The sequence below is a fragment of the Vibrio sp. B181a genome (assembly GCF_030248375.1).
In the GTDB taxonomy this organism is placed as follows: Bacteria; Pseudomonadota; Gammaproteobacteria; order Enterobacterales; family Vibrionaceae; genus Vibrio; species Vibrio campbellii.
The window spans coordinates 1-7,201 of the sequence record NZ_JAHGAD010000084.1 but is presented as its reverse complement, the minus strand read 5'-3'; the positions used below and the strand labels follow the sequence as shown (position 1 = coordinate 7,201).

Here is a 7,201-nt window from a genome sequence, read left to right as displayed (position 1 = left end):
GTTTTCATCTTTCCTTCCTCTAGGTTGGGTTATTTGCACTGCACCATGGCCATGATTTCGCCGGAGTTCAGCACGTTGTATTGGTTGGTTTCAGTGTTAATCACATACGCATCGATGTTGGCCGCCCATGTCGTGGCGGTTTCACTTGCGATATAAGGCTTTAAGCTGCCGGTAATGGTGTACGGATACGTCACGTCCACACTGGCCAGTGACAACTGCGGGGTTGCGGTCAACCCTTCTGGGCACGAAGGTTTGGCAAACTCCTCCCATGCTTTGACGTGATAGATGGTCACCAAACCCTGAGCGATTGAGGTCTGTGTGCCATCACTGTTGCGAATGGTGAAATCTTCCGCATTGCTGATTTTGTGTCCACCCACATCCCAGTCATCGGTGAGCGTGGCAAAGCCATCGCGCATCACGATGTTGTCGTACATCAGCGCCAGCGTCGCTTGGCGAAGGGTAATGTCGATGTCATTGCCCACACGCTGCGCGCCTGGAATGTCCATCAAAACAGTCGACCAACGGGTGTAGTCCTTGGGCTCAGAGGCAAGCTCGGAGAGCGGAAAACGCAGCACTAAATGGGTGTTAAACGCAGAGTTACTGGCGTCGGTTTGGAAGTAGGACGCGATGCGTGAGTGGCTCCACGGCACAAAGTCCGGCTGCACGCAGTCGCCGTTTTGCTCCTGGGCGGCGCTGCAACTATTCCAGTATTGCAATGGGTAGTCGGTCATGAGGCTTTCCAGCGTGGCAGGCCAGCTCTCTTTACTGGAAGGATTGACGCCCTCTTCGGTGATTTTAAAGTATTGATATTGATGGATGCGCTCGATGAGCACACGAACGTGGTTGGCGTAGGCGTTGGCACCGTCGTCTTTGCGCTGCTCAAGTAAAAACGGCAGGCTTATCCCAACGATAGTCATGATGAGCGCAAGGGTCATGACGGTTTCAACCAGTCCAAAGCCGCGCTGTGTTAAGTAGGGTTTCATCAGTGTGGTCCTTATTGTTGTCTTGTGTTTACGCTGCGTGCTCACCAAGCCAAGCAGGCGGTGACCGGGTCGTATTCCATGCGTGCAACGTCCGTTGGTCCGTCGATAACCTCCAACAGCGTCAAGGTTTGTCCTTGCAGGTGCCAGCTCCCCTCTGCGCTTTTTGCCAGAGCGGCTAAGCGCTTGGCATCATTGGCCGTGAACTGCGCGGTTTTGGCTATCACGCGGCCATTTTTGCTGCTGCTTTGATAGCGAATGCCCAGCGTCCACGGACTTTGCTCGACAATGCTGGCGTCCAGCCAGCCTTCTTGTATCAGCGTATTGATATTTGCTTGCTGGGGTGCGTGCAGGCAGCTTGTGTGCTCGGTTTCGGCGCGCACCTGCTCATCCATGGCTTGCATGAGCGCGCCCGCGGTGCGCTCAAACACCGCTTGCTCACGGGCACTGTCGTACATCAGCAAGGCCCCCATCACGAGTCCCACCATGGCCACCACGCGCAGCGCAGCGGCCAAGGTCAGTGAGGTGAGGTTCATTACAAGGTGACCGTGATGGTGTTGCCAGAGACCGACAACGTGGCGCAGCTTGCCGCGCTGTTACAGTTTCCGGCACTGAGTTTGGCCAGTGTGTCCGCCAAATCATCAATGTACTGAGTATCAATGTTGGTGATGCCAACTTTGACGCGCTGCAGGTTGGCGGTATCGGCGGTCAAGGTGTAGTCACCACCGTATTCGTTGGTGCCTTTGCCATCGCGCGAATCGCCACAAATCGTGGACGCCACCGCGTTACGGCCTGAGTCACACACCTTCGCCATCGACGTGCCAGTGTGGTTGACGCTTTTGACTTTTTCTGCGCCGGCTTTGATTTGAGTGACCGCTGAGACGGTGTTGGCCTGAGCTGACCAGGCCACGCCCATGTTGTAGAGCTTGACGATGCCAAGGAACACAAACACCGCAAGAATGACGTACATGATAAAATCAATCAGGCTGACGCCACGTTGCTGGTTTGGGTTAGAGCGAATGCGTTTCATACTGGGTTTCCTTTTAAAGTTGGATTGAGATAAACAGAGAGGCCATGGCGCTGCCGACCAATGCGCCAAGCAGTAAAATCGCGAGCACCAAAATGACTTTGGGGACGATGAGTTGTAAGGTGGCCATCTTTTTTGCCAGATGGCGGTGATGTTGTTCGGCACTTTTTTCCAGCAGGGTGGTGAGCGGCGCGATATCACCCATTACGTTGAGGTTGGTTTGTGCATCCGCCAGCAATAAGCCGGTATCGAGCGCGCGCCCTGGGTTGGTTTCGGTTTCCAGATGACTGAGCATGCGCTGAAGGTGCGCCGTGAGATAGCGAGACGAATGGGGCTGCACTTCTTTCATGGCGGCTTTGAGACTCATGCCGGCTTGAGACAGGTTGGCTAAGGTTGAGAGTAGGTTGCCTGCCACCGCGGTGCGATAGTCACAAAACGGCCACAGCTTATCGACCAGTGCGCGGCTTTGGCCTGTCCATATCGGCATAGATAGCGCGCTGATGACAAACAGCCCAATCAGTACGCCGAGTGCGATGGCGCCTGGACCTTTCACGATATCGCGAACCTGACTTGCCATAGAGCCAGCTAAGTCCGCAGTGGTGATGATTTCGCCGCTGATGTAAACGCCCAGCACACCAAGGCCAAACAGCGTAGCCATCGGTAGCGCCATCATCCAACACAGCGCTTTCATCACGCCTTGTCCGCCTTCAAGTTCTTTGATGGCCAAATCCAGCCCCTGTTGCAGCTGACCGTTTTTTTCTGCAATCACCAAGGTCGACAGCACCACCGGAGAGAGCCAACCTTCCAGCACCTCGGTAAACGCTTTGCCTTGTCCGGGCGCTTTTAGTCCTGCTTGACCGATTTTTTTGCTGCTACTGGAGCCACTGTCGGCGAGCTTTTGGCAAAAGTCTTTGGTGGTCATGCCGTATTGCGCGCAGGTGCGCCACTGCTCAAGCAGGGCAATTTGGTCTTTTTTGTCAAACAGCCATTTATCCAGCGTCATGCTTCATCTCCTGCTCAATTTGCTCATACAGGCGTTTGGATGAGACAGGCATCAACCCATCGACTTGCTCAGAGGCAGAAGCAATGTCCACCTGCCCCATCGCGATGCGATGCAGCGTATGACGGCGAATGTCCGGCCAACCTTGGGTTTGCAGATAGCGGCTCCAGCCCAGATAGTCTTGGGCTTTGATGAATTCGCGGTCAGCGTCTTCGAGCGCAATGAGTTCGAGTACCAGTAGGCGGCCACGCTCGCCGGTGTGACGACAATGCTTACAGCCTGCTGGGTGTTTAACGCGCACCTTATCGAGTGCGTCTGGCAATAAGGTGGAAAGTTGAGTTTTCTTCGTGTGATAGACGTCAGCTTGGTCATGATGCGCATAGATAACCTCAGCGTCTTCAAGTGATAGCGCGCAGTGCTCACACAGTTTTCGCACCAGCTTTTGGTGGGTAAAGAGCTGCATTAGCCCAGGCGCAGACACAATCGAGGCCGGAATGCCAAGCTGCTCAATGAAAATCGCTGGCACGCCCAGTGCGCTGTTGGCATGCAGCGTTGATAATGCCAGACCGCCAGTCTCGCCTTTGCGGGTGAACTCTTTGGTGGTGCCATGACTTCGAAGCTCACCAAACGAGGTGATGTCGATGTCTTGACGAAGCTGCTCTAGGGCGTAGAAGGTGTAATCCAGATATTGACCGCTGCCTTCTTTAAGTTCTCGCTTGGGCTCGACCAAGGTTTTGGTCACGCCTTCTTGCTCAAACTCGACCGGGTCTTCTAGGGTATGACAGCAGCGCGCCACACGGTCGACGGTGTCAAACAGCGCGTACACCAGTGAGGTTTTGCCAGAGCCCATAGGACCCGTTAACACAATGATGCCAGAGCGGCGCTGCATTTTACTTTCCAGTAAGTCGCGCTGAGCTGGGAGTAAGTCCATGTTATCGAGGGTGAGCGGCTCACCCAGCGGGGTTAAGCAGCGCAGCACCAGTTTGATACCATGGCTGAGCGGCATCATGGCCACGCGCCACTCCACCATGGACGTGACGCCGTGACGTTTCTCTTGTTCGTCGTTTTTGTTAAGCGTCAGAGGCAATTCAAAGCGGTCATTGAGTGGCAGTCGCGGCGAGTAGTTGGTGTTCCCCAAGCTAAAGGTGTAGGCCGCCAAAGACTGACCCACCGCGCGGTCAAGACGCTCGGCGCTTTCGCCATTGGCAAAGGTTTTGAGCTTTTCTCGGCGTCCATCAACGCGCAGCAAAATCTGCGTGCGCGAGCGGTGCACTTCCAAATGGATGTCTGAGGCATTCACATCGACGGCGGCCTGACAAAGCTGCGTCAGTTTGTCGCCATAAGCCGACTCTAGCGCTGCTTGCGTCTCTTGACTTAATAATGAGCGCGCCATATCCAGCAGGGTTTGCACGCGCGTTTCATCGGTGTGCTTTACCTGCGGCGTTCGCGCAAAAAAGCGACCACCTGCCAGGGTTTCGGTTTGCTGAACATACAGGCGTATTTCATGAAGCTTTGGCGCCTGACGGGTATCGACCCATATCACGCCCTGCTCATCCACCACGGTATGACCGTCTTCGATGCACATTTCCAGCAAGGTTGGGTCATTGAGCAGCGTCAGCGACGCATTCATTGGTGTGTGACTCATCCTTGACCTCCCATGCGCAGCCAGCGCACCTTACCGTTATCACGCAGGCGAACCCCTTGCTCGGTGATGGATAAAATCGACACCTTGCCAAGCTTGGTGCCCGGACTGACTTTGTGCCAGCGGCCATGCAGATGAAGACGCGCTTGCCATTGGCCATCTTCAACCTGAACAAGACTACCGAGCATCATGGGATTGCTATCTGGTGTGGCATTGGTCTTTTTCACCGGCGCGTTGACCGAAGGGGATGCCATGACGGGCGTACTCTCTAAGCCAAGCCCTGCCATGCGATTGTCCGGCTGAGCGCGCAGCTTTTGCTCGCGCACTCTTGCGTCTACGGTCGCCAGTTGCAGCTCACTGAGTTTGGAGAGATAGGTTTGCACATCTAAGCCCAGCGGTGGCAGTGGCGGCACAGACTCAGGCGCCTTGCCAAGCTTGGCAATGTTATCAGCCAGTGCTTGATTAATGGCGCCAAGCGGCGCGTCAGAAGAGGCCCCTTCTGAGTGTCCCTGCTCGCTTAGCGTTGTTGTCGGTGCAGACTCCGTGATTGAGGCGCTTTCAACAGTCGAAGCTGTATTGGTGGTATCGGACGTGTGGCTTGCTTGTTCGGAGTACACCGAGGTTTGCTCTGGAAACAGCGTGGTGTAGCCCATCCAAGCGGCGCCAGCGACAAGCACGCCCATCAGGGCGAGCTTGATTGGGGATACGGCCATATTAAAGCCCTCCATATAAGGTGATAGTAAAAGACAGTGACCAGGTATCGAGGTTGACTGGCGTTAAAGTGAGCGCCTCCATCGACAGCGGCAGCGCATCAAATAAGGAGGCGAGCTGAGACAACTCAGCCACATTCATGCCTGGGTGCGTCACCTGCCAAGTTTTGCTTTGCCAGGTGCTGGGCGTACTTTCATGGCTAAGCGTCGTGACCGCACCTAGCTGCACAAGCGTGTCTTGCAAACGGGCATCGGTGGGACGCAATGGCATGGCGCGCTGATGCCAGCGAGGCAGGCCTTCACTCAAAGGAATGGTGAGCGTTTGCGTGTCACTGTTGCCAGTAAACTGCGACGCCAATGCAGGATGTTGGGTCAGCCACTGCGACCAGACGATGACTAGGCCTTGCGGCTCTCTGAGTATGGAAGCGGTTAACGCATGGCCTTGCAGGGTGATGCTTTCGGTTTTCCAGCCTGGCGGTAAGGTGGCGAGCGTGGCCGCGCTAATGAGCGCGCCTTGCATCACTTGATGGGCGCTGAGCGCATCATGGATAGCTAAGCGATAGTGCACCCAAGGCGGCAGGGTTATCGGTTTTGCTGGCGCATTGGCTTTCGGTGTGGACGTTGGTTTGGGTTGGCGGGCCTGCCACGCCTGCCCTGCAATTAAAGCGCCAACGACTGACATCACCACAGCGCCGGCGAGCACGGGCTTTTTCCATCGCGGCGCGTGCGAGGTGAGCAAGTATTGACTAAGGCGCGCCAGCTCTTCATCCGATGGCGGCGCAATGCGTGTCCAGTTTTCTTCAACTGACGTGCCTTCAAGTCGCGTTTCTTCTCCTGCCTCAACAACAAGCACACACGACGCCGCATCAAGGTTGACGGTCAATTGAGAATAAGAAGGTGCACTCCAAATCTGGCGTACCACGCCTTCTTCGATAAGCACCCCTTGCCATTCATCCTCTGCCAGCGGCTCAATGAGCGCGGTGTCACGCGCATCAAGTAGTCCTCTGCCTTCGAGAACATCAAGCCACCACTCGCTGCGCGCAACTTGCGGCGCTTCACTGGTGTACAAGCACACCCAGTCGCCGCGAACGGCGACGTATTGATACGCCAAAGCCGTGCGTTTTTTTAACGTGCGGGTCACGCGCTTGATTTGCCCCTGATGGGGCAAGGCATAGAGCTCCATGGTTGGTTTCATCATCCGTCCGCTCTCCTTGGCGTGAGCAGCACCAAGGTATCCACGCGCTGTTTCACGGCGCTGTTACCGCCTAAAAACGGAATGCCTAAGAAGGTGCTCTCTTCGGTGGTGGTGTCCACTTGCGAGACCGACGCGATGACGATGGTTTGACCGTACTTGAGCTTATTGGCAAAGTTGATTTTTGCCTCACGCATTTGCGGGAATATCAAGGTTTCGCCGCCGACTTCTTGTTGCTCCAAAGATTCAATCTTGGTTAACATGCCGGAAGTGCGAAGGTAGACGTGGTCACGCTGAATGTTCGGCACCACGATAAAGTCCACCCCTTCACTGCGTTTGCCACGCTCGGTGTCCGTGGTAATGACCCCTTCATCGCTGTCAGAGCTGATGTTTTCGACAAACTCAATGATGCGCTCTTGGGTAATGTGGTTGGTTTGATGGTTTTGCACCAAAATCGTAATCGGCGTTTCGGTGGAAACCTGCCCTTGTTGGTTTAAGGCGTTAATCAGTGCGGTTGAGCCAGACCATTTGCCGCCCCCGGTAAACGCAAGGCCGGGACTGCTTGTGCCTGAAACCAGATCCGTGCCAGGGATAAAAAAACTTAAGCTGTTATCGCCGCCAATATCACGCACCAAGTTCCAATCAATGCC

At 55.1% G+C, this 7,201-nt stretch carries 7 protein-coding genes and 1 pseudogene; all 8 read right to left on the bottom strand.

The features are described from left to right. Positions 1-29: 29 nt before the first annotated feature. The gene (locus KIO97_RS24370) at positions 30-983 is read right to left on the bottom strand and encodes a type II secretion system protein (RefSeq protein WP_285384197.1); all 954 of its coding nucleotides are present in this window, start codon (positions 981-983) and stop codon (positions 30-32) included. A gap of 41 nt (positions 984-1,024) precedes the next feature. Further along, the gene (locus KIO97_RS24365; RefSeq protein WP_285384196.1) at positions 1,025-1,516 is read right to left on the bottom strand and encodes a hypothetical protein; all 492 of its coding nucleotides are present in this window, start codon (positions 1,514-1,516) and stop codon (positions 1,025-1,027) included. Continuing rightward, entirely contained in the window at positions 1,516-2,010 is a 495-nt protein-coding gene (locus KIO97_RS24360) for a hypothetical protein (RefSeq protein WP_274292184.1), read from the bottom strand. Before KIO97_RS24360 ends, KIO97_RS24365 begins: the two co-directional genes overlap by 1 nt. 13 nt (positions 2,011-2,023) lie before the next feature. Beyond that, a complete protein-coding gene (locus KIO97_RS24355) occupies positions 2,024-3,010 on the bottom strand; it encodes a type II secretion system F family protein (RefSeq protein WP_285384195.1) in 987 nt (328 codons plus the stop codon). Then, positions 2,997-4,652, bottom strand: coding sequence for a GspE/PulE family protein (locus tag KIO97_RS24350; protein ID WP_285384194.1), 1,656 nt, complete (start codon positions 4,650-4,652; stop codon positions 2,997-2,999). Before KIO97_RS24350 ends, KIO97_RS24355 begins: the two co-directional genes overlap by 14 nt. After that, positions 4,649-5,362 (bottom strand): hypothetical protein, encoded by a 714-nt coding sequence (locus tag KIO97_RS24345; RefSeq protein WP_285384193.1) that lies wholly within the window; start codon positions 5,360-5,362, stop codon positions 4,649-4,651. Before KIO97_RS24345 ends, KIO97_RS24350 begins: the two co-directional genes overlap by 4 nt. A 1-nt stretch (position 5,363) precedes the next feature. After that, positions 5,364-6,557 carry a hypothetical protein gene (locus KIO97_RS24340; protein WP_285384192.1) on the bottom strand — a complete coding sequence of 398 codons (1,194 nt, stop codon included), beginning with the start codon at positions 6,555-6,557 and terminating at the stop codon, positions 5,364-5,366. Further along, positions 6,554-7,201 (bottom strand): annotated as a pseudogene (locus KIO97_RS24335) (hypothetical protein); the annotation flags it as partial. The pseudogene KIO97_RS24335 and the gene KIO97_RS24340, both read right to left, overlap by 4 nt.